This is a genomic window from Mesorhizobium sp. B1-1-6 (assembly GCF_006443035.1).
Taxonomy (GTDB): Bacteria; Pseudomonadota; Alphaproteobacteria; order Rhizobiales; family Rhizobiaceae; genus Mesorhizobium.
In genome coordinates, this window is sequence record NZ_VFWR01000001.1 from 626,689 (window position 1) to 649,009 (window position 22,321).

At 63.2% G+C, this 22,321-nt stretch carries 12 protein-coding genes and 1 pseudogene; 4 read left to right on the plus strand and 9 right to left on the minus strand.

Features of this window, described 5'->3' with window-relative positions:
- The first annotated feature begins 223 nt into the window (after positions 1 to 223).
- Entirely contained in the window at positions 224 to 1,000 is a 777-nt protein-coding gene (locus tag FJ979_RS03230) for a VOC family protein (RefSeq protein ID WP_140495105.1), read from the plus strand.
- A gap of 72 nt (positions 1,001 to 1,072) precedes the next feature.
- Here the strand turns inward: FJ979_RS03230 and FJ979_RS03235 are convergent, their stop codons facing one another.
- Positions 1,073 to 1,561, minus strand: a complete 489-nt coding sequence (locus tag FJ979_RS03235; RefSeq protein WP_140495103.1) for a hypothetical protein — start codon at positions 1,559 to 1,561, stop codon at positions 1,073 to 1,075.
- A 200-nt stretch (positions 1,562 to 1,761) separates the two neighbouring features.
- On the opposite strand from FJ979_RS03235, the gene FJ979_RS03240 reads away from it, so the two are divergent.
- Positions 1,762 to 2,154 (plus strand): DoxX family protein, encoded by a 393-nt coding sequence (locus FJ979_RS03240; protein WP_140495101.1) that lies wholly within the window; start codon positions 1,762 to 1,764, stop codon positions 2,152 to 2,154.
- Positions 2,155 to 2,175: 21 nt separating this feature from the next.
- Here FJ979_RS03240 and FJ979_RS03245 read toward each other — a convergent pair whose 3' ends face one another.
- The gene (locus FJ979_RS03245; RefSeq protein WP_140521242.1) at positions 2,176 to 4,602 is read right to left on the minus strand and encodes an FAD-dependent oxidoreductase; all 2,427 of its coding nucleotides are present in this window, start codon (positions 4,600 to 4,602) and stop codon (positions 2,176 to 2,178) included.
- Between the two features lie 66 nt (positions 4,603 to 4,668).
- Positions 4,669 to 6,207 (minus strand): trimethylamine methyltransferase family protein, encoded by a 1,539-nt coding sequence (locus FJ979_RS03250; protein ID WP_140521243.1) that lies wholly within the window; start codon positions 6,205 to 6,207, stop codon positions 4,669 to 4,671.
- Between FJ979_RS03250 and FJ979_RS03255 the strand changes: the two genes are divergently transcribed.
- Together FJ979_RS03255 and FJ979_RS03260 are read left to right on the plus strand one after the other, a co-directional pair.
- On the plus strand, positions 6,206 to 6,409 hold the full coding sequence (locus tag FJ979_RS03255) for a hypothetical protein (RefSeq protein WP_140516680.1): 204 nt from the start codon (positions 6,206 to 6,208) through the stop codon (positions 6,407 to 6,409). The genes FJ979_RS03250 and FJ979_RS03255 overlap by 2 nt on opposite strands.
- Positions 6,410 to 6,425: 16 nt before the next feature.
- A complete protein-coding gene (locus tag FJ979_RS03260) occupies positions 6,426 to 7,016 on the plus strand; it encodes a transglycosylase SLT domain-containing protein (RefSeq protein ID WP_140521244.1) in 591 nt (196 codons plus the stop codon).
- Positions 7,017 to 7,560: 544 nt separating this feature from the next.
- Here FJ979_RS03260 and FJ979_RS03265 read toward each other — a convergent pair.
- From FJ979_RS03265 to FJ979_RS03290, 6 genes and pseudogenes are all read right to left on the minus strand, one after another.
- Positions 7,561 to 9,762: pseudogene (locus FJ979_RS03265) on the minus strand (ABC transporter ATP-binding protein); the annotation flags it as partial.
- A gap of 52 nt (positions 9,763 to 9,814) precedes the next feature.
- Entirely contained in the window at positions 9,815 to 10,972 is a 1,158-nt protein-coding gene (locus tag FJ979_RS03270; RefSeq protein ID WP_140495091.1) for an ABC transporter permease, read from the minus strand.
- Positions 10,973 to 10,984: 12 nt separating this feature from the next.
- Positions 10,985 to 12,019, minus strand: a complete 1,035-nt coding sequence (locus FJ979_RS03275; protein WP_140521245.1) for an ABC transporter permease — start codon at positions 12,017 to 12,019, stop codon at positions 10,985 to 10,987.
- 149 nt (positions 12,020 to 12,168) lie between these two features.
- Positions 12,169 to 13,827 carry an ABC transporter substrate-binding protein gene (locus tag FJ979_RS03280; protein ID WP_140495085.1) on the minus strand — a complete coding sequence of 553 codons (1,659 nt, stop codon included), beginning with the start codon at positions 13,825 to 13,827 and terminating at the stop codon, positions 12,169 to 12,171.
- Between the two features lie 262 nt (positions 13,828 to 14,089).
- A complete protein-coding gene (locus tag FJ979_RS03285) occupies positions 14,090 to 20,143 on the minus strand; it encodes a translocation/assembly module TamB domain-containing protein (protein ID WP_140580033.1) in 6,054 nt (2,017 codons plus the stop codon).
- A gap of 2 nt (positions 20,144 to 20,145) precedes the next feature.
- Positions 20,146 to 22,071, minus strand: coding sequence for an autotransporter assembly complex family protein (locus FJ979_RS03290; protein WP_140580034.1), 1,926 nt, complete (start codon positions 22,069 to 22,071; stop codon positions 20,146 to 20,148).
- Positions 22,072 to 22,321: the final 250 nt, after the last annotated feature.

Below are 22,321 nucleotides of genomic sequence, written 5' to 3' on the forward strand. Positions count from 1 at the left end.
AGCCTCTGAAAAGGCTCGAATAAAACATGATAATTTAGTTCACGTTTAATATCGTAATGCGCGAATGTCGAACCTTCGAGGAAGGACGGTCCGCTAAGCGGCAGGCCGTAATCATGGCATGCCTGTCGAGCCGCAATTTTTCCTCCGCTGTCGGATTTCCGTCTCGAGGATCGTCCTATGATGGATCGAAGGACGATCGACGCAAAAGGTGAGGAGACCGACGATGCCGAAATCCCCAATGCCCTTCTTCTGGTACGAATTGATGACATCAGACCTCGACGCCGCCGAGGCGTTCTATACCAAGGTGGTCGGCTGGACCGCGCAAGCCTTCGACAAGGCTCCCGGCATGCCGCGCTACATCGTCATGAATGTCGGCGAGCGTGGCGTCGGCGGGCTGATGACGATGCCTGAGGATGCCGCCAAGATGGGCATGCCTCCCGCCTGGCTTGGCTACATCCACACCAGGGATGTCGATGCTGCCGCGGCGTCGCTGCAGAAGGCCGGCGGCGCCGTTCATCGCCAGCCCGACGACATTCCGGGCGTCGGCCGCTTCGCCGTCGTCGCCGATCCGCAAGGCGCGACCTTCATGTTCCTGCAGCCGAACGGGCCCGACCAGCCGGTCGTGCCGGCCAGCACGCCGGGCCATATCGGCTGGCACGAGCTTTACACAACCGACTGGAAGGCCGCGTTCGACTTCTATTCCAGCCAGTTCGGATGGACCAATGCCGGCGATTTCGACATGGGGCCGATGGGAACCTATCAAACCTTCGCGGCCGGCCCCGAATCCGGTGGCGGCATCATGAACAAACCCGAACAGATCCCGGTGCCGGTCTGGCAGTTCTATTTCAACGTAACCGCCATCGACGCGGCGGCAAAACAGGTGACCGACAATGGCGGCAAGATCCTAATGGGCCCGATGGAGGTCCCCGGCGGCAGCTGGATCGTGCAGTGCCAGGATCCGCAAGGCGCCCATTTCGCCTTGATGGCGCCCGGACGGTAAGGGGCTCAACGTCGCACAGGAGGACGGCCTTTGATCGTAAGATTGAGGGCCGTGTCCTCGCTTGGCGCCGAGCTATTCCGGCGTCAGCACCGCGACTTTCAGGCCTGCCTTTTTTGCACCGCTGAACTGGACGGTGGCCGGGCCGGGCGCAAGCTTGAACCGAACGCTTTTGCGAATGTCCGGACAGGTCTTGACCCCGCTGTAGCCGGCCAATTTCACGGTATGGCCGTCTTGAATGACATCGATCCAGGCTTCGCCCGACAGGCTTATCTGGATGCCCCCTTCCGGCGGCACAACCATGCTGGCGACAGCGCCGAACGTGCCAGGCGCCGGGGCACGTTCCGGCGGGAGGGCGAATTCCGCTGTCTCGGCCGGCACCAGAACCAGATCGGCGGCAGCGCCGACCGCCAGCGTCGTCCCCGACGCAGCAGAAGGAGGCGCGGCGAACAGCGCCTGCTCGCGCGTTACCGGCCATTTGAAAGCCTCGCAGCCGGCATCCTCGGCCATCGCGAAGCTGGTACCGGCAAGGATTGCGAAAAAGCTGATGACGACTTTTTTCATAGCGAGAGACCCCCAAACGATTTCAACTATCTACAGATCGATACAACCAGAGGGATAATAATGCAACCTTAGGGAGAAAATATCGACGCGTTGCGGAACATCTCGCATCACCGATTGTTGATGTCCGGTAGCGGGAAGTGAATGGTCCATCTCGGGGCGATAATCTAGGCCGGACCTGGGGGGTGAAAACGGAGTTTCAGATGGCGCTTTTTGAAGGCTTGGCCCGATACCAGCCACAGGCGCTCGGCGTTCTGCGCATCATAACCGCGCTGCAATTCATCGAGCATGGCAGCCAGAAGCTGTTCAATTTCCCGGCAAGCGCCGAACCCCACGCCCTCAGCGGGTTGACGCTGACAGCCGGCATTCTCGAGTTCGCCGGCGGCATCCTGCTCGCGCTGGGGCTGTTTACCCGCCCAGTCGCCTTCCTTCTGGCGGGCGAGATGGCGATCGCCTATTTCATGGCGCACATGCCGCGCGGCTTCTTCCCGGTCAACAATGGCGGCGATTTGGCGATCTCGTTCTGCTTCATCTTCCTCTATCTGTTCTTCGCCGGTCCTGGCGCCTTTGCGCTCGACAATCGCCGCGCTGCCTGATGCGAGCCGGATGCGGATTGTTCACGCCCGCATCCGCTCCAAATTGGCGTCGAACAGCGGCACCGGCTGCATGCGTGCGGCGTGGCGCTTGCCGAGGATTTCGATCTCGAAGCCTTCGCTCTCCTCGGCGATCTCCTTCGGCACGTAGCCCATGGCCACCGATTTCCTTGAATGATGCGCATAGCCGCCTGACGTCACCCAGCCACGCACCGTGCCGCCGAACCAGATCGGCTCGTCGGCGATGACATCGGCGTCGGCAGCCTCGACGATGAAGGCGCGCAGCCTGAGCTTGCCGCCCTGCCTGCGCTCTGCCAACGCCCCGGTCTTGCCTATGAAATCGGCTTCCTTGCCATAGGCGACAAAGCGATCGAGCCCTGCCTCCAGCGGTCCGTAGATCGGCCGGTATTCGCGCGCCCACGAGCCATAGTTCTTTTCCAGCCGCAGTGCGTTCAGCGCACGGGAGCCGAACAGACCAATGCCAAACTCCTCGCCCGCCGCCATCAGCGCCTGGAACGCCGCGCGCTGATATTCCGGCGCCACCCAGATTTCATAGCCGAGATCACCGGTGTAGCTGACGCGGCCTACCAGGCACGGCGCCATGCCGATATCCATCTTGCCGATGGCCATGAAGGGAAAGGCGGCGTTCGAGACATCCGTCCGCGTGACCTTGGCCAGCACGTCCCGCGCCTTCGGCCCGGCGACGGCAAGGCCGGTGAGTTTCGCGCCCGAAGCCTCGATGCGGACAGAACCATCAGCGGGCAGATGCTCTTCGAACCAGCGCATATGGTACTGCTCGGCAATGCCGGAACCGGCGATGAACCACTCCTCGCCGCCGAGATTGGCCAGCGTGAAATCGCCGATGAGCTTGCCGTCCTCCTTCAGCATAGGCGCCAGCGTCATGCGGCCTGGCCTCGGCAGCTTGCAGGCGAGCAGCCGGTCGAGCCATGCGGCAGCACCCTCGCCTGTCACGCCGTATTTGGCGAAATTCGAAATCTCGGCGAGGCCGACGCCCCCGCGAACGTTTGCAACCTCCCTGCCGACATGCGCGAAATCGCTCGAGCGACGCCACGAGAACTCGTCCTTGACGCCTTCGGGCGCGTACCAGAGCGGGACTTCCAGCCCATAGGACACGCCCCATTGCGCGCCCTTGGCCGACAGCAGGTCATAGACCGGCGTGGTCTTCAGCGGCCGTCCGGCGGGCAATTCCTCATTGGGGAAGCGTATCGAAAAGCGCCTGGAATAGTTCTCGCGCACCTTAGCGTTGGTGTAGGCCATCGTCGCCCAGTCGCCATAGCGCGACACGTCCATGGCCCAGATGTCGGCGCCGGGATCGCCCTCGATCATCCAGTTGGACAGCGCGAGCCCAACGCCGCCGCCCTGGCTGAAACCGGCCATGACGCCGCAGGCCACCCAGAAGCCCGGCAAACCGCGCACCGGCCCGACCAGCGGGTTGCCGTCAGGCGCGAAGGTGAAGGGTCCGTTGATGATCTGCTTGATGCCGGTGTTCTGAAAGGCCGGGAAATGCCGGAAGCCGACTTCCAGCGACGGCGCGATGCGGTCGATGTCCGGCTCCAGCAATTCATGGCCGAAATTCCACGGCGTCTGGTGCTCGGACCATGCCTTGTTGGCCTTCTCATAGGTGCCCATCAGCATGCCGCCGCGCTCCTGGCGCAGATAGAGCTCGCCGTCGAAATCGACGGCGTGGATGATCTCGGTGCCGGTCTTGGCGTTCCAGGCGGCGACCTCCGGCATGTCCTCGGTGATCAGGTACATGTGCTCCATGGCCAGCACCGGCAGTTCGAGCCCGACCATGCGGCCGACCTCGCGCGCCCAAAGGCCACCGGCGTTGACGACATGCTCGGCCACGACCTCGCCCTTGTTGGTGATGACGCGCCACAGCCCGTCGGGACGCCGCACGATGTCCTCGACCTTGGTGAAGCGCTCGACCTCGGCGCCCAGCTTACGCGCAGCCTTGGCATAGGCATGGGTGACGCCGGAGGGATCGAGATGGCCGTCCTCCTTGTTGCGGACAGCGCCGACGAACTGCTTGGGGTCGAGCAGAGGCATCAGTTCGGCCGCTTCTTTCGGCGAGATTTCTTCGAGATCGATGCCGAGATAGCGACCCTTGGCGACGACGCCACGCAGCCAGTCGAGCCGTGCCTCGGTCGCCGCCAGCAGCACGCCGCCGGTCAGATGCACGCCGGTCGCCTGGCCGGAAAGCTCCTCGATCTCCTTGTAGAGGTTGATCGTGTATTTCTGCAGCTTGGCGACGTTGGGATCGCCATTGATCGTGTGCATGCCGCCGGCCGCGTGCCACGTCGAGCCTGAAGTCAGCTCGTCTCGCTCCAGAAGCACGACGTCGGTCCAGCTATGGCGGGCGAGATGGAACAGCACGGAACACCCGACAACCCCGCCGCCAATGACCACGACCTTTGCATGCGATTTCATGGGTTCTTCTCTGATATCAGTGAGTTGGATGGGCTAGATGATTCAAAACGGGACGTTCGTGGCGCATCACGGCTCGCCCGCCCCAATCGCTTCCTTGCGCTTGGTCACGTAGGCCTCCAGCGCTTCGCGCACGGTGACGTCCATCGGCGGCTCGACATAGTCTTCGAGCGCCTTCTTCCACAACCGCGTGGCGCGCGCGGTTGCGTCGAGGCCGCCGGCTTCCTGCCAGGCTTCAAAATTCTGCCAGTTCGAAAGCATCGGCTGATAGAAGGCCGTCGCATAACGTTCCAGCGTGTGCGGCTCGCCGAAGAAATGGCCGCCGGTCGGCACCGCGCCCAGCGCCTCGACGGCAAGCTCGGCCTCGTCGACCACGATCGGGCGCAAAAACTCCATCATGTGCTGGATCATTTCGACGTCGATGATGAATTTCTCGAACGACGCCGTCAGCCCGCCCTCCTGCCAGCCGGCGGCGTGATAGACGAGGTTGCCGTGGCCGAGCACAGCGCCCCACAGCGCCATCAACGTCTCGTAAGCGCCTTGCGCATCGGCGGCGTTGGAGGCCGAGCCCGGCGTTGTCCGGTAGGGCAGCCCGTAACGCCGTGCCAATTGCCCCGACGCGATGTTGGCCTTGGTGTTTTCAGGCGTGCCGAAGGCCGGCGCGCCCGACTTCATGTCGACATTGGAGGTAAAGGCGCCATACATGACCGGCGCGCCCGGACGTACAAGTTGCGTCAGGACTACGCCGAACAGTGCTTCCGCATTCTGCTGCGCGAGCGCACCGGCCAGCGTCACCGGGCTCATCGCGCCCATCAGCGTGAACGGCGTCACTGCCACAGACTGGCCGAATTCGGCCATCGTCATCAGCCCCTCGGCCATCATCTCGTCGAAACGGCGCGGCGAGTTGACCGAGATGATGGTGGCGATGCCGGGATCGTCGCGCAACTGGTCCAGCGTCAGCCCGCGCGCGATCGCCATCATCTCGATCCCGTCCAGCGCCCTGCCCCGGCCGATCGCCGAGACATGGAAGCTTTTGTCGGTCAGCGTCAGATTGGTGAAATAGGTGTCGAGATGGCGCGAATTGGCCGGCAATTCGACCGGCGCGCAGACCTGGTTGCCGAGCATGTGCACGCAGTTGAAATGCTGTGCCAGCCGGGTCAGGTCCGCATAGTCGCGCAAATTGCCGGGGCGGCGGCCCCGCGCCATGTCGTGCACATTGGGCGGCCCCGCAACGAGCGTGAAATTGATTGTGTTGCCGCCGAGATGAACGGCGTTGGCCGGATTGCGCGGTGTAAGGGAATAATTGGACCGCGTCGTCTTCAGCGCCTCGTCGACCATGCCGCGGTCAATGCGCACGTTCGCGGACGCGTGGTCCACGCTGGCACCGGCCTGCTCGAACAGCGAGAGCGCCCGCGGGCTCATCACCTCGATGCCGAAATTCTCCAATATGTGGATCGACGCCTGGTGGATCGCCTCGATCTGGTCGGGCGACAGCAAGGCCATCGGCGGATAAGGATTGGTCACCCGCCTCGCCGGCAGCTGCGGGATAGGCCCTGGTCCCCGGTTGCTGGTGCGCTCGGCGCCGCGCTTGCGTCTTGGTTCGTTCATGCCAGGCATCAAAGCCTCGGCAAACCGCGCCAGCTGTCAGAAATACGCCGTTTGCGGGCGCGATTTTAACCGAGGCGGCATTTTCGAAACATCGATTTATGAAAAGCGACAAGATATGTCGGGTGATCAATATGGCATTTTTCTGAAGCGCCCGCATCGGCGGCCCGTTAACGAGGGCAGCAAGATTCCCTTTATGATTTGAGCCTATTGCTCTGCCGATGCGTAGGTCGAGTTTTAGTAAAATTGTAGCGGTTGGTATGCTGCTGGCACTTTCGGCCTGTGCGACGGCCCCCAGCCACATCAACAATGTCTGCGCCGTCTTCGACCAGAATGACGGCTGGTTCGACAATTGGCAGTCGGCCGCCGAACGCGCCGAGCAGAAATACGGCGTGCCCGTCCCCGTGCTGATGGCGACCGTGCGCAAGGAATCGGGATTCAAGAGCAACGCCCGGCCGCCACGCACCAAACTGCTCGGTTTCATCCCATGGAAGCACGTCTCGTCGGCCACCGGCTTCTCGCAGGCGCTGGACGGCACCTGGTCGCAATATCAGAGCGAAACCGGCAACTGGGCGGCGCGCCGGACCAAATTCGCCGACGCCGTCGATTTCGTCGGCTGGTACCATTCCAAGACAGCGGATACCTACGGCGTCGCCCGCAACGACACCTACAATCTCTACCTTGCCTACTATCTCGGCTGGACCGCCTATGGCCGCGGCAATCGTGGCGATTCCGGCGTCCAGAGCTATGCCCGGGCCACCGACAAGATGGCCCGCGACTATGCCGAACAGCTAAGGCAGTGCGGCAGCTAAAGGGCTCCCGCTACAACGACAGCGCCTGTCAGCGCGGCTTCCTGCCGAACACCTTGATGTATTCCGCCTCGCCGCCCTTGGCGAGCGCCTTCGCCTGCTTGACCCAGTCCTCGCGCTCGATGCGGCCCTGGAATCTCAAATGGTCGTCGACCCACTCCCGTTCGGCCTTCTTCCACGAGGCAATTTGAGCGTAGGTGAAGATACCGAGGCCATTGAGGATGGCTTCCGTCTTCGGACCCACGCCGGATATCAATTTCAAGTCGTCCGGCTTGGCAGGCTTGGAGATGCCGGCGGGTCGGTTCCTGTCGGCCGCGCCATCACGCGCCGCGCCTGGTCTGGCCGCACGGCCGCTAATTGGTGCGACACGCGCATTCTCTGCCTGGCGGCCCTCGCCGAGCGTTCTCGGCGTGAAAGGCGCGGAGGTCGCGTTGGCATCGGTCGCCGGTGCACCTGTTTCGGAGACCTCGTCGCGCACCTCGTGGCGGCGGGCTCGCCACACGGCTTCTGTCTCCTCGGCGTCCTCTCCCACCGCGCTGGCTTCCGCACTGGCGGTCTTGCCATGTGGTCGGTTGGGTGGCTGACCGGCAAAGCCCGGGCCGGCCCCATGCGGCGCGTCGTCCGGCACGCCCTCATGGTCGGCATGCTGCTTGTCGAACTTGATCACTGGCTCCATCGTCGCCAGAACGTCGTCCGAGAGCCAGCACAGGCTCATGTGCCCGCCGCCCAGGTTCTTTACCGGCGGCACCTTGGTTTCGCAGAGATTATCCGGCACCAGTCTCTTGTAGCCGCAGCGCGTCTGGAACGGGCAGCCTGTCGGCGGGTTCATCGCCGAGGGTATGTCGCCCTCCAGCACGATGTGCTTCTTGACCACGCTGGTGTCGGCGATCGGGATCGCCGAAAGCAGTGCCTCGGTGTAGGGATGATAGGGCGGCGCGAAGATCTGGTCGGTCGTACCTTGCTCGACGATATAGCCGAGATACATGACGACGACCCGGTCGGCGATATAGCGCACGACCGACAAATCGTGGCTGATGAACAGCATCGTCGTCTTGTTCTTGCGCTGGATGTCCATCAGCAGCTCGGTCACCGCCGCCTGCACCGACACGTCGAGCGCCGAGACCGGCTCGTCGGCCACCACCACCTTGGCATCGCCGGCAAAGGCGCGCGCCACGCCGATGCGCTGCTTCTGGCCACCCGAAAGCTGGCGCGGCTTGCGGCTCTCGAAGGCGCGCGGCAGCTTCACCAGGTCAAGCAATTCCAGCATGCGCTTGCGCCGGTCGGCGACGGTCTTGCCGACGTTGAATTTTTCCAGTGTGCGGATGATCTGCGAGCCGACCGAATGGCTGGGGTTGAGCGTATCGAACGGGTTCTGGAACACCATCTGGATCGACGACACCGTGTCGACGCTGCGGCTCTCGATGCCGGTCGACTGGATTTCCTTGTTGGCGAGCGTGACCTTGCCGGAGCTCGCCGTCTCGAGCCCGAGCAGTACTTTGGCCAGCGTCGATTTTCCGCACCCGGATTCGCCGACAATGGCGACGGTTTCGGATTCGCGCGCCGTAAACGAAATCGTCTCGTTGGCCTTGACGACGCGGCCCTCGCTTGAGCCGAACACCTCGCTGCCGCCAACCTTGTAGTATTTTCTCAAGTCCTCGATCTTGAGTACCGGTGCGCCAGGCACGACCTTCTCATTGACCTTTTTGGCGCCGGGCGGCAGGGCGTCCCAATCAATTTCGTTGAACCGCACGCAGCGCGAGAAATGACCTTCATGTCCCGCGACTTCGATCATCGGGATTTCGGCGGCGTTGCAGACGCCCTCGACGAAATGGTGGCAGCGTGGACCGAAATTACAGCCCTTCGGCCTTTCATGCGGCAGGGGCAGCTGGCCGGGGATCGAGATCAGCGGCCGCGAGTTCTTGTCGGCGCCCGGCAGCGGAATCGAGCGGAAAAGGCCCTGCGTATAGGGATGGCGCATCCGGTCGAACACGTCCTTGATCTTGCCGGTCTCGACGGCCTCGCCCGAATACATCACCGTGATGCGGTCGCAGGTCTCCAGGATCAGGCCAAGATTGTGCGACACGAAGATCATCGAGGTGCCGAACTTCTCGCCCAGCCCCTTGACCAGTTCGACGATGCCCGCCTCCACCGTCACGTCGAGCGCCGTCGTCGGCTCGTCGAGGAGAAGCAACGCCGGCTTCGACAGCAGCGCCATGGCGATGACGATGCGCTGCTGCTGGCCGCCGGAAAGCTGGTGCGGATAGGAGCGCATCATGCGTTCCGGATCGGGAAGCTTCACTGAGCGCACCATTTCGAGCGCACGTTTATAGGCCTCTTCCTTCGACACCTTGTCGTGGATCAGCGGCACTTCCATTAGCTGCTGGCCGATCTTCATCGCCGGGTTCAGGCTCGCCATCGGCTCCTGATAAATCATGGCGATCTTGTTGCCGCGGATGCTGCGCAGCTCCTCCTCGGAGAGCTCGCCCATGTCCTTGCCCTGGAACTTGATCTTGCCGCCGACAATCTTCCCGATGTTGGAGAGGTCGCGCATGATGCCGAGCGACACGGTCGACTTGCCGCAGCCGGATTCGCCGACAATGCCCATCGCCTCGCCGGGCATGACCGTGCAGGAAAAATCCATCACGGCCGGTATCTCGCCTTTGCGGGTGAAGAAGGAGATCGACAGGTTCTCGATCTCGATGATCGGCCCATTGTTCGGCCTGGCCGGATTTCGAACTGCCTCGTTCATGGGTCGCTCCAATCCTTGGTTTTCCGGGCAAGTAGGGTCGAGGACCCCGCCATCAATCCTTCATCGATTGCTCGCGCAGGGAATCGGCGAGCAGGTTTAGCCCCAGCACGAACGACATCAGCGCGATCGTCGGCGGCAGTGCCGGGTGGATAAAGGAACGCAGCAGCCGGCTGGCATCCTTGATCGCCGTGCCCCAGTCGGGACTTTCCGGCGCCAACCCGAGGCCGAAATAGCCCAGCGTGCCGAGCAGGATGGTGGTGTAGCCGATGCGCAGGCAGGCATCGACGATCAGCGGTCCGCGCGCATTGGGCAGGATCTCCCACAGCATGATGTACCATGGCGATTCACCGCGCGTCTGGGCCGCCGCCACATAGTCCCGCGTCTTGATATCCATGGTCAGGCCACGCACGATGCGGAACACGCCCGGGCTGGAGGCGAACACCACCGCCACGAAGATGTTGAGCTGGTTGGGATCGATATGCACGATCTTCAGCGGGTCGGCATCGAACACCAGGCCGGCATAGATCCAGCCGCCGACCACCAGCGTCAGTCCGAGCAGGATGTAGATCCGGTCGGAACGGTTCTTGTAGCGCGTCCAGAACAGCACGCAGAAGAAAATGATCGGGAACAGGAAGAAAACGCCGGCCAGCGCGTAGGGGATCGGCGTGTCCATGATGCCCGGCGTCACTAGGAGGTAGAACAGCAGGATAACCGGGAAGGCCAGCACGAGATTGGCCAGGAACGACAAAACGGTATCGATCTTGCCGCCGTAATAGCCGGCCGGCAGGCCGAGCGTGATGCCGACCATAAGCGCGAAGCCGGTCGCCGCCGGCGCGATGATCAGGACGATCTGGCTGCCATAGACCATGCGTGAAAAGACATCGCGGGCGAGCTTGTCGCCACCGAACAGATAGGCGAGGCCCGATTGCGGTTCGATGGCTCCGGGCAGTGTATCCTTCATGATGGGAATCTGGCCGAGCGGATCGAAAGGCGAGATGGTCGAGGCGAAGATCGCCGTGAACAGCCAGAACAGGCAGATGGCCACCCCCGCTATGCCGACGCCGCTGTCGAACAGTTGGCCGTAGAGAGCCAGCTTCTTCTTGTAGAGGAAGCTCGCGCCCATGACGATGAGAAGCGCGAGCCAGACCGGCCAGAAGCGCCAGAGCACTTCAAGGACGACGGTGGAGGCGCCAATATATTGGGCTTGCATGCGCCGTCTCCCCTACTGGACCCGAATGCGCGGATTGAGGAACGCGTAGCCGACATCGGAAATGAGCTGCGTGATCAGGACGATGAACACCGAGACCAGCGAGCAGCCGAGCAAAAGGTCGATGTCGTTGTTGCCGGCGGCCTCGACCAGTGTGTAGCCGAAGCCCTGATATCGGAACATCACCTCGACGATGACGACGCCGGTGAGCAGCCACGGAAACTGCAGCATGATCACGGTGAAGGGCGCGATCAGAGCGTTGCGCAGCGCGTGCTTGACCACCACGCTTTTGAAGGAAAGACCCTTCAGCCGGGCGGTGCGGATATATTGCTGCGTCATCACCTCGACCATCGAGGCACGCGTCATGCGCGCGATGTAGCCGATGCCGTAGATGGCCAGCGTGATCACCGGCAGCGTGAAGTTATAGAAGGTGATGCCCTGGCTTGCCGATGCGGCGGATCCGTTCAGCCAGCCAAGCCAGGAGGCGAAGATGACGGTAAAGATGACGCCCGATACGTATTCGGGCGTCGCCGTCGAGGCGATCGAGGCGACCGACAGCACCCGGTCGGTGCGCGACCCCTCGCGCATGCCGGCCAGGATGCCGATCAGCAGCGAGACCGGCACCATCACCGCCAGCACACAGAACATCAGGATGCCCGTGGCGCCGAGCGCAGGGAACAGCTTGGCGCCCACCGTGGTCTTGAATTTGGTCGAGCAGCCGAAATCACCCTGGAGCACGCCGGAGAACTTCGGCTCGGCCGGATCATTGCAGAAGGAGAAGCGCTGCGCCGGCTTACCGGTCGCCGGATCGGTTACCGGCTGCTTGGGCACGACGCCCAGCCATTGGCCGTAGCGCACGAAAAAGTTCTGCCGGTAGCCATGATTGACCAGCCAGCTCTCCAGCTGTTCGGCCGAGGTGTGCATCTCGGTCTGGCTGATCGCCAGCTTCTTCAGGTTGGGTTCCAGATTGACGAGGAAGAAGACGACCAGCGTCAGGCACAGCATCGTGAGCAGTATCGTGCCGATGCGTCTGGCGATGAATGAGAACATTGTACCCCCCTGCCGGCCGGGTTGGGGTCAGATAGGTTCAACCCTGTATCAAAAACCTTGTGACGTCACGCCGCCGCTGCATCCAATGCAACGGCGGCGATGCCGCGGGAGCGAAAGGCGCTGGCGCCCCGCTCCCGACAGGCTGTGGGTCACGCCTGATCGAGCCAGACCTTGCCGAAGTCGTGCTCGTAGGTGGGGTGCATCGAGTGGTTCTTCACCTCGGGCTTGATGTTGATGTAGAGCTTGCGCCAGTAAGGCTGGATGATGATGCCGGAATCCTGCAGCATCTGCTCGATGTCCTTCATCACCACCTTGCGCTTCTCCGCGTCGGCGATCCCGAGCGCCTCGTTGACCTTCTTGTCGAAGTCCGGATTGGCGTAGGCCGTCTCGTTCCAGGCTTCACCCGAGCGGTAGGCGATGGCGATGACCTGGATGCCAAGTGGACGCATGTTCCAGTTGGTTTCCGAGAACGGATATTTCGTCCAGTCGTTCCAGAAGGTCGAGCTCGGCAGCACGGTGCGCTTCACCTTGATGCCAGCCTCGCGCAGTTGGGCCGCGATCGCGTCCGTGGTGTTCTTGTGGTAGTCCTCGTCGTTGCTGATCAGCTCGTGTTCGAAATCGATCACGCCGGCTTCCGTCAGCATCTGCTTGGCCTTGGCGATGTCGCGCTTGATTTTGGGCAGCTCGACATATTCGGGATGGATCGGCGCGACATGGTGGTTCTCGGCCGGCGTGCCGGCATTGCCGTAGCCGAGCTGCAGCACCACCGAGTTGTCGACGGCCAGACACATCGCCTGACGCACTTTCTGGTCGCCATAAGGCTTGGCGTTGACGTTGAAGCGCGACACCACGGTGGCGGCGGTCACGACCTCGGAAGGCGGTGCGCCGACGTCTGCGATGATCTTGACGTAGTCGGCGGTCGTCTCATGGTTGGTCTGAACTTCGCCCGATTCGAAGGCCGAAACCGTTGCGGCCGGATCGGTGCCGTAATCGATGAACTCGACGCCATCGAGGAAGGCTTCGCCCTGCCACCACTTGCCGGTCTCGCGGCGCTTGTAGACGACCTTCTGGCCGACGTCGTAGGAGACGAGCTCGAACGGACCCGTACCGATCGGGCAGTTCTTGAAGTTGGCGCCCTTCTCGTCGAAGCTCTTGTGCACCACCAGTGCCGGATAATCGGTCAGGTTGGGGATGATGGCGATATCGGGTTTGGTGAGCTTCAGCTTGACGGTCATGTCGTCGACCTTGATGACCGACCCTTCGCGCAATTTCTTGGTCTTGTCATCGACGAGGCTGCCGAGACGGCCCGGCATGGAGTTGCCTTCCGCGGCCTTGTCGGCCCAGCGGGTGAAATTGTAGATCACGTCGTCGGCGGTGAACTTGTCACCATTGTTCCATTCGACGCCCGGCCGCACATGCAGCGTGTACTCGGTGGCGTCGTCATTGATGTCCCAGCTTTCCAGGAGATAGGGCGCGAATGTGTACTGGTGGGTGTATTTCACCAGCGGCTCGAGCGCCTGCCTCTCGGCATTGGAGATTTCCGACCAGTCGGCCGTGCGCGGATCCTTGGGATCCTTGACCGACATTGCCACCTTGAGCACGCCGCCTTTCTTACCCTGCACGTCCTCGGCCTTGGCCGGCGTCGGGGCGGCGAGCCCCAGAAGGCCATAGGCCATGGCCGTCGAAGCGCCGAAGACGCTGGCGAGCGCGAGGAATTCGCGGCGATCGACCTTACCCGACTTGGCCTCTTCGGCCATGGCCAGGATGTGATCCGGAACGCTATCGCCATTACTCTTGTAGATTGTCATGACTAACTCCCATTGTTGGCTTTCCGCCGATTAACATTCCGCATCCAGGCCATGATGTCAAAGACGGCATGGTTGGGAACATATTGACGAATGTGCAACTTTGGAGGGGGAGCGGTTCGCGTGATAGCGACAGTCTTGGCGCAAAATTGCTAGTGCGCGACGGATTTCCACTAAATCTCTTCAGGCGATTAAACTGAGACATTGGCGCGGTTTGCGACAGGACCAGCCCTCGCCAGGATGAGGGCCAGCCCAAGTCTCCGCTTCAATATTCCTTCTCGTAGAAGATGCCGCCCTTGGCTTCGCCGGCGTCCGTCGCCTCGCCGCGCAGTTTGACGCCACGTCCCACGTTGAGGTCGATCGTGGCCTTGCCCGAGCCCGGCTTGTCGCCTTTCTGGATCGTCACATAGGTGCGGTCGTTGAGGTACTTGCCGGCAGAAACCGCCGTGCCGCCCTTTTCGTCGGTGGTGACATCGAGATCGTCGACGCCGATCGCGCTGCGCAGGTTTTCCAGCAGCGACGTCGAGCCGCCGACACCGGCGAGTTGCCCGGCGGCTTCGGCCAGTTGCGCGATCTGCAGCGGCGACAGGTTCGACATGGACCGCCCGAAGATCAGTTGCGCCAGCACCTCGTCCTCGGGCAGCGCCGGCACCGAGGTGAAGGTGAATTTCGGATTGGTCGCCTCGCCCGACACCACGATGGTGACGGTTGCGCTGCTCGTGGTCGTTGTCGCGGTCAGGTTGAGATAGGGCACCAGCGAGCCAGAAAAGCCGACCGTGCCCTCGGTGAAGGTCAGCCGCTTGCCGAGAATCGACAGCCGCCCGCGTTGCAGCGTGAAAGTGCCGACCGCTTGCGGCGATGAGGCCGGACCGGTCAGCCTGAGCGAGCCGCCGAGTTCGGCGTCCACGCCCCTGCCCTGGATGAAGATCTGGTTCGGCGCGTTGACGGTGACATCCAGCACAAGGCCGCTGCCACCCGTCTTGCCGCTGGTCGTGGCCGGGCGCAATGCCTTGTCCTGCGCCCTCACCGCGCCGGGCGCGTTCTTGTGTTTGACATCGAGCGCCGAAAGCGAACCTGGCAATTTGTCCGGAACGGTGATCACGGTCTTGGCAAGGTTGACGGTGCCGGCAATCACCGGCGCCGACGTCAGCGGTCCTTTGATCGTCAGGTCGCCGCCAAGATTGGCGGTGACCACCCGCCCATCGGTGTAGCGGCCGTCGGTGAGCTTGATCGACAGATCGGCCGGGAACCCCTGCGCCGGATTGATACCGACCGTGCCGCTGGCCGACAGGCTGCCGCGCGTCGACAGCGTCCCGGTCAGCCGGTTGATCCTGGCGACGCCATTGCCGATGGAAATTTCGGCTGCGATGTCGTTGACCGCAAGCCCGGAACGCGCGTCGAGCAGGCGGGCGCCCGACGTGCTGATGCTGCCGCCGATGACCGGCGATGTCGCGGGACCGCGTACCTGCACATTGACACTCGCGGTCCCCGTCAGCGACAGGCCTTGCGCGGCGAGCTTCTGACTGAGGATGCCGAACGGCACGGCGCCATTGAAGTCGAGCGCGAGCGCCGGCGTGCCTGATGTCGTCACCGTGCCGCCCCCCTTGAGACCAAGGCCGGCCCCATCGCTGACATTGGCGTTGAAGGTCAGCTTGTTGCCGGCAAAGGTGCCGGAGGAAGAGACACTCACCGCACCGACCCCCGCGCCGCGGGTCTGGGAGGTCTGGACGCCGGCAGCATCGAGGTTGAACGCCGCACTGGGGCTGGCTGGTGCCCCGGTGACCTTCACCGTGCCCGAAATCGAACCGGCGGCATCGAGACCCCGCGAAAAACTGTTGGCAAGCGAGATCGGCACCCGCGCCAGCGCCGCGTTGATGTCGAGCGCCTGCCCGATCTTGCCGGTCACCGTCGCCGTGCCGCCGCCCAGGTTGAGCACCAGCCTGTCCAGCGTCGTCGTGCCATTGGCGATGGTGACGGTCGAAGCCTGCGCGATGGCAGCCTTTATGCCTTGGACGGTCGCCTCGCCGGAAGCAAGCTCTATGGTCGTCGTGCCGTTTGCCGCCTTCACGCGGCCCGCGGCCCTCGCCGGAATTCCTTTCACCGTCGCGCCGCCGGAAAAGCCGGTCCAGTCGCCGTCACGCTTCAGGTCGACATCGATGCCGCTGATCACCGTGCCGCCCGACGTGACGGTGTCGGCATGGATTTTTCCGGAGATGACCGGAGCGGCGAGGTAATTGGCGATCAATGCGTCGATCGACACGGCCTTCGCCTGAAGATCGCCGCGCGTGACCGAGGCGGTCGTAGCCTTGATGGCGACCTGCGGTGCGGCACCGTTCTTCGAGAACGCAATCGTGCCGCGCACATCACCTTCCGCTTTTTCCAGCGCCAGTGCGGCAAGCGGTCCTATATCGGGCAGGTCGAGAGAGATCGTGCCTTCGGGTATGAACTTGTCGTCCAGCGCCAGGTCGCCGGAAATCCTGTTTTGGCCCAGCGACAAAAGCAGGCCATTGATGGCGCTCTTGCCGTCCGCGGTCGCCAGCACCGCACTGCCTTGCAAGGGTTGGCCCGCGACATTGCCTGTCAGCTGCACATTGGCCGCCGGCTTGGCCGCGTCGGCTTTGCCGGTGGCGGTTAGTCTGAGCCCGGTGATCTCGCGCGACGCCACCGAAAGCTTGTCGCTGTCGACGGTCAGCGACAGATCCGGCGCGGTCGCCGGGCCCTGCGCATTCAGCGCAAAGGCGATAGCGCCTTTGGCATCCTTCGACAGCAGCGAAACATCGCCCAGCACGCCCTTGATGTCGGCGGCCAGCGTATTGTCGGCAAGGCTCGCCTGCCCCTGTGCGGTCAGCGCGCCGGAGGCCAGCGTCAATCCGCCTATGGCGATATTACCGTTGGGCTCGCGCTTCAGCGTGGCGCTCAACTGCGCCCGTTCGCCAAGCATGCCGCGTGCTGCGGCCGGCAGGGCCGACGATGGAGCATCCGCCTTCAGCTTGAGGTCGATGGCGCCGTCACGCAGCGACACCAGGCCGGCGACCTGGCTGTTGAGCGCGTCGCTTTTGAGCGAGCCGCTGTCGATGGCGACAGCGTCGGCTGACAGGCGCCCGCTGAGCGCGGCCGTGACCTTGCCGGCGATCAGCGGCGCGATGGTGGGATTGTCGAGCCCAACCCTATCCACCGAAACTGTGCCCGAAACCGGCCCGGCGCGGTTCTTCAGATCGAACGCATCCGAGTGCAATGCCAGGCTCAGTCCGTCCACCTTCGCCGGTCTCGTGGCGATCGAGGGCAGGATCGCGGACATATCCAATCGGGCCCGCGTGCTCTCGCCCGCCACCTTTGCCGACAGCGACCGGACCTCGATCTTGATGGGACTCTCGGCGCTTCCGACCGTGAGCGGCAGACTTGGACCGGATGAGACGAGGTCAAGGGCGAAATCGCTGGCGCCGTTCGGATTGATCGTGCCGGCGGCTTGACCGGAAACCTTGTCACCGGAGAGCGTCGCGTGGTCGAGGACGACGCCGCCGGCCATGGTGTAGCTGCCGGCCGCGTCGACTGCGAGCTGCCCAAGCCCGGTCTGACGGGTTTGGCTTGTTTCGACATCGGCCAGTTGCACATTGAACCGGACGTCCGGAGCCGACGGCGAGCCCGTTACCTCAGCGCTGCCATCAAGCGTTCCAGCGGCATCGAGGCCGGGCGAAAAGCCGTCGGCAAGGGCAGCCGGCAAGGCGGAGACCTTTGCCGCGAGATCGAGCGTCTGGCCGGCTGTACCGGACAGCGCCACCGAGCCGCCGCCGACATCGAGCGCCAATTTTTCGATGCTGGTGGCGCCGTCGGCGATACTGAGCGTCGACGGCTCGGCAATTGCCGCCTTGATGCCGCGAATCGTAGCCTCGCCCGAGGCGATCTCGACGCTGGTGACGCCATCGGCGATCTTCAGGCGCCCCGCCGCCTTCGCTGGAATGCCGGATACCGTGGCGCCGCCGGCAAAATTCGTCCAGTCTCCGTCGCGCTTCAGATCGACGATGATGCCGCCGACTTGGGTGGTCCCTGACGTCACAGCATCGGCCTTGATCGAGCCTGAAATCGCCGGCGCCTTGAGATAGTTGGCAATCAGGGCATTGACGGCGATTGTGCTGGCCGTCACCTCGCCGCGCGCAATCGACGTGCTCTTCGCGTCAATGGCAACGGAGGGCGCGTCGCCACTCTTGGCAAAGCGGATGGTGCCGTTGATGTCGCCGGTCACCGCCTGGCCGGCCAGCGCCGCAAGCTGATCGATTGCAGGCGCAGAAAGAATGAGCGTGCCCAGCGGCATGAACTTGTCATCCAGTGCCAGATCGCCCGACACCTTGTTGTCACCCAGCGACACCGCAAAGCCATTGATCGAGCGCTTGCCTTCGCTCGTCACCAGCGCCGCCTTGATGTCGAGCGGCTGGTCGTTGACGGCGCCGGTCAGCGAAACATTGGCGGAAGGGCTAGCAATGTCGGCCTTGCCGCTCGCGGTCAGCTTGATCGACTTCACCGTGCGGCCCGAGGCCGTCAGGCTATCGCTGTTGGCGGAAACCGTGAAATCCGGCGCGGTCATGGCGCCGCTTGCCGCCAGGGCGAAATCGACACCGCCCTCGACCGGGACGCCGACCGTCGGCGACAGCACCGAAACATCACCCAGCCGGCCTTTGATATCGGCCAGGATATCGGTACCTTGCATGCTGGCGGTACCGCTGGCGCTGAGCGAACCGGACGTGAGTTCGATCGAGTTGGCGGCGAACGAGCCCTGCGGATCGCGCGACGCTGTGGCCGAGAACTTCACCCGCCCGCCGAGCACCGAGGCGATCTGCTGCGGGAAGGCGGTCGCCACGGCATCGGCATTCATCTTGAGCTGCATCGACAGGTCGGCGAGTGCCACGGTCGCCGTCAGCGAGGCATTGAGCGCATCGGACCGGAGCGTGCCCTGATCGATGACAACGGCGTCCTTGCTGAGGGAACCAGCCAGGCCGACATCGACCTTGCCAGTGACCAGCGGCGCCAGCGTCGCGACGTCTGTTTTCAGGCCACCGGCCCCAAGCTTGACGGTAACCGGCCCGGTGCGGTTCTGGATGTCGAAACCGTCGGAGTGTATCTGCGCCGCCAGGTCGTCCAGCCGCGTCCCGCCGACGACGATCGAAACGAAGGAGGCGCCGATATCGACGATCGGCGCCTTGCCGTCGCCGAACGCCCGGGCGGTGGCATTCTTGATCGCCAGCGTGATCGGCTGCGCCTTGCTGCCGACGCTAACCACCACGGGTGGCCCCTTGGCGGCGAGTTCGACCGAAAGATCGCTGGCTCCGGCGGGATCGACGATACCGGTCGCGGTGCCGTGCACGGCATCACTGTCGATGTTGGCCCGGTCGACACTGATCCCGCCCGCCGTCGTGGCGGTGCCCGCCATATCGAAGCTGGTCTTACCGGCAAACAATGGTTTCAGGTTCTCCGGCAGGAAGCGGGCGAAATCGCCGTCGCCCTTGGCTTCGAGATAGTTACCCTTGTCGGTGAGCTGATGGCGGCCGGTGAGCTGGGTTACGATCCGATGATCGACAAGGAAGGTACCGACGCCACTCCAGTTGGCCAGCGGCCCGGTGCCCGAGACGACGATGTCGACCGGCGGCGTGTCCGGCAGATTGAGCAGATTGGCGATGATGCCGCCGGCCGGTTCCGACGCCTTGAGGTTGAGGTCGAGCTTGTTGTCCGCTGGCGCGAAATGGATCTGCGCGTCGACATTGCCCTGTTTGCCGTCATGGCGGGTAATGTTGAGCACCGTCTCGACCGACAGCGGTGCGGCGTCGGCCTTCACCGAGGCCTTGGCGGCGAGTTCGGCGATGCCGCTGCCAGCCAGTTGTTGGCCGAGCGCGACTTCCGGCAAGTCGATCTGCTTGATATCAATGGAAACCGGCAGCGTCGTCGCGCCGCCTTGCGCCGGCTGCTGCGTGCCGGCCACCGGCAGGCGCGCAAGTTCGATGCGCTCCGCCGCGATGCGGTCGGCGCTGAAGTTTTTGGACAACAGTGCCAGCGGCGACCAGTCGATGGCCACCTTGCGCGCCACCAGCCAGGCGCCCTCGCGGTCCTCCAGCACGACATGGTCGACACTGAGCGCGCCCGACCAGATACCGTCGATGCCGCTGACGGTGACCTTACGCTCGTCGCTCGAGGCCAGGCGCGAAATGATGCCGGCGAGATTGTCGCGTCCACGCTCGGTCTTGGTCAGCACGAAAAGCGCGCCGATGGCGCCTGCTACCACGATCAGCAGCGTGTAGAGAAAAATGCGAAGGATGCGCCAGACCGTCTTCATGTTCAAAACGCTTGGCCAATGCCGGCATAGATGCCGAAATGAGGGTCGCCTGGGTCGCGGTTGAGCGGCACGGCGGCGTCGATACGCAGCGGCCCGAATGGCGTCACATAGCGCAAGCCGACACCGGCGCCCACCTTGACGTCGGAAAAATCGGGGAACGACTTGGTCGATACCGTGCCGGCATCGACGAACGGCACGATGCCGATCGTGTCGGTGATGGCGATACGCATTTCAACCGAGGTCTCGAAGAAGGACAGGCCGCCGATCGGCTGGCCGGTGAAATCCTTGGGGCCGATGCCCTGATAGGCATAGCCGCGCACCGAGCCGCCGCCGCCGGAATAGAAACGCCGGTCGGCAGGCACGTTCTGCAGGCTGGTGCCGACGATCGAGCCAAGTGCGACACGTTCCGCCAGCACGAATTTCGAAGCGGTATCCAGCGACTGATAGGCCGATCCCTCGCCCTTCAGCTTGAGGAAGGCGGCACCGCTCAATACGTCGTAGCTCGGCTCGGCATAGGCCAGCAACCTGAAGCCCTTGGTCGGGTTCAGCCTGACGTCCCTGTTGTCATAGACATATTGCAGCGGGATGCTGGCGATCAGGTATTTATGTTTGCCAAAGGAATCGTGGATGCGTGAATAGTCGAGCGCGACCTCGGCCGAAACGGTTTGGTTCTTGGTCAGTTCATAGGACAGGCCGGTGTTGCCCTTGACCGAGAAATGGTCGTAGGCGTCGGGATGTTCGAGCACGGTCTTGATGCCGGCGAAGAATTTAGATGCCGGCCCGATCACGCCGGGTTTCTCGAACATGATGCCGGCATTGTAGTTCAATTCGGACAGGTCATTGCTGCCGATGCCGCTGATGGCTCCGTCGATGCGCAGCTTCTCGGCCCGGCCGAACAGGTTGCGATGGCCCCAATACCCCTCCAGCCCCAGCCCTTCCGTATTCGAGAAGGTGCCGCCCAGCCCGAAATAACGCGGCTTGCGCTCGCTGACCTGGACGCCGATCGGAATGTTGCCCTCGGCATCGAGCTTGTCGGCCTCCTTGAAAGTCACGCTGTTGAAGACCTCGAGCGCCAGCAGCCTGTCGCGCGCATCGTCGATCTCCTGAGGCGAGTATTGCCGGCCACGTTTCAGCCCGGTCATGTATTCGGTGAAGTCGCGGTCGACCTTCTCGGTGCCTTCCACCGTGGTCGCGCCATAGCCGGCGACTGGCCCGGCAGCAACCATCAGCGTCACGTCGAGGGTCGACGTGTCATGGTCGGCGACGATGTGCCTGCTGGTCACCTCGGCCAGCGGCCTGCCCTGCTCCTTCAGCGTGCGCACGATCAGCGCCTCGGCCTTGAGCACCGCGCCAGACCCAGCGTCGCCGCCCGATATCAGGCCGTAATCGGCGCTCATCAGTCCAGCGGCGTCACCCTCCAGCCGGATATCGCCGAGGGTGAATTTGGGACCCGCGGCGATGTTGACGGCCACGGGAATGGGCTGCGGACCCTTGAATTCGGCGTCCGGCGGCAATTCGTCCAGCGGCTTGCCCTCGATGGTGATGGTGACGACGCCTTCGTAGCGGGCATCGGCGTAGAGCGCCGCCACAAGCTGTTCTCGATCGCTGCGCGCCTTGGCCATCAGACCGAGCGAGCCGGAGACGGGATGGTCTTCGTCGCTCTTCAGCGCCGAGGCGTTTTCGAGCTTTTTTACCAGGTCCTTGTCGGCGTCGGGCGCGGAGATGGTCACGGCGTAGCGCATCGGATCGACGATGTCGGCATCCTCATCGCTCGATGAGCCCCACAGCTTGATGCCGAAGATTTCGAAGGCGGCCGCCGGTCCCAGCCCGGCGATCAGCGAGCAGCAGATCACGGCCAGAAGCAGCGCGCGCGAAAGCACGCGCTTTGGCTCGGTACCCCCTGACATCTGCCTTTCATACGCCGGCATTAAGACAACCTACTTTACAAACCTAAAATTGGAATGAAGTTCTGAAGCGCTCGTAAAGGGGCCACAATCCAATTGTCTGAAATAGGACGGGCTTGGAATTCACACCTTTTGCATTGCCGCAAGAATGCGTGATCCCCTGTCCTATGGAGGTACTACCGGCTGTTGGCCGGAAAGGAAACCGTTGGCAGGCGGAACCCTGCCGCGTCCTCATGTTGACAAGCCTGAGTGAAGCTTGAACATGCCCGGACGT

Coding starts and splice junctions, on each gene's coding strand:
- FJ979_RS03230 (WP_140495105.1), top strand. CDS start 224: ATGCCGAAATCCCCAATGCCCTTCTTCTGGTACGAATTGATGACATCA.
- FJ979_RS03235 (WP_140495103.1), bottom strand. CDS start 1,561: ATGAAAAAAGTCGTCATCAGCTTTTTCGCAATCCTTGCCGGTACCAGC.
- FJ979_RS03240 (WP_140495101.1), top strand. CDS start 1,762: ATGGCGCTTTTTGAAGGCTTGGCCCGATACCAGCCACAGGCGCTCGGC.
- FJ979_RS03245 (WP_140521242.1), bottom strand. CDS start 4,602: ATGAAATCGCATGCAAAGGTCGTGGTCATTGGCGGCGGGGTTGTCGGG.
- FJ979_RS03255 (WP_140516680.1), top strand. CDS start 6,206: ATGCCAGGCATCAAAGCCTCGGCAAACCGCGCCAGCTGTCAGAAATAC.
- FJ979_RS03250 (WP_140521243.1), bottom strand. CDS start 6,207: ATGAACGAACCAAGACGCAAGCGCGGCGCCGAGCGCACCAGCAACCGG.
- FJ979_RS03260 (WP_140521244.1), top strand. CDS start 6,426: ATGCGTAGGTCGAGTTTTAGTAAAATTGTAGCGGTTGGTATGCTGCTG.
- FJ979_RS03270 (WP_140495091.1), bottom strand. CDS start 10,972: ATGCAAGCCCAATATATTGGCGCCTCCACCGTCGTCCTTGAAGTGCTC.
- FJ979_RS03275 (WP_140521245.1), bottom strand. CDS start 12,019: ATGTTCTCATTCATCGCCAGACGCATCGGCACGATACTGCTCACGATG.
- FJ979_RS03280 (WP_140495085.1), bottom strand. CDS start 13,827: ATGACAATCTACAAGAGTAATGGCGATAGCGTTCCGGATCACATCCTG.
- FJ979_RS03285 (WP_140580033.1), bottom strand. CDS start 20,143: ATGAAGACGGTCTGGCGCATCCTTCGCATTTTTCTCTACACGCTGCTG.
- FJ979_RS03290 (WP_140580034.1), bottom strand. CDS start 22,071: ATGCCGGCGTATGAAAGGCAGATGTCAGGGGGTACCGAGCCAAAGCGC.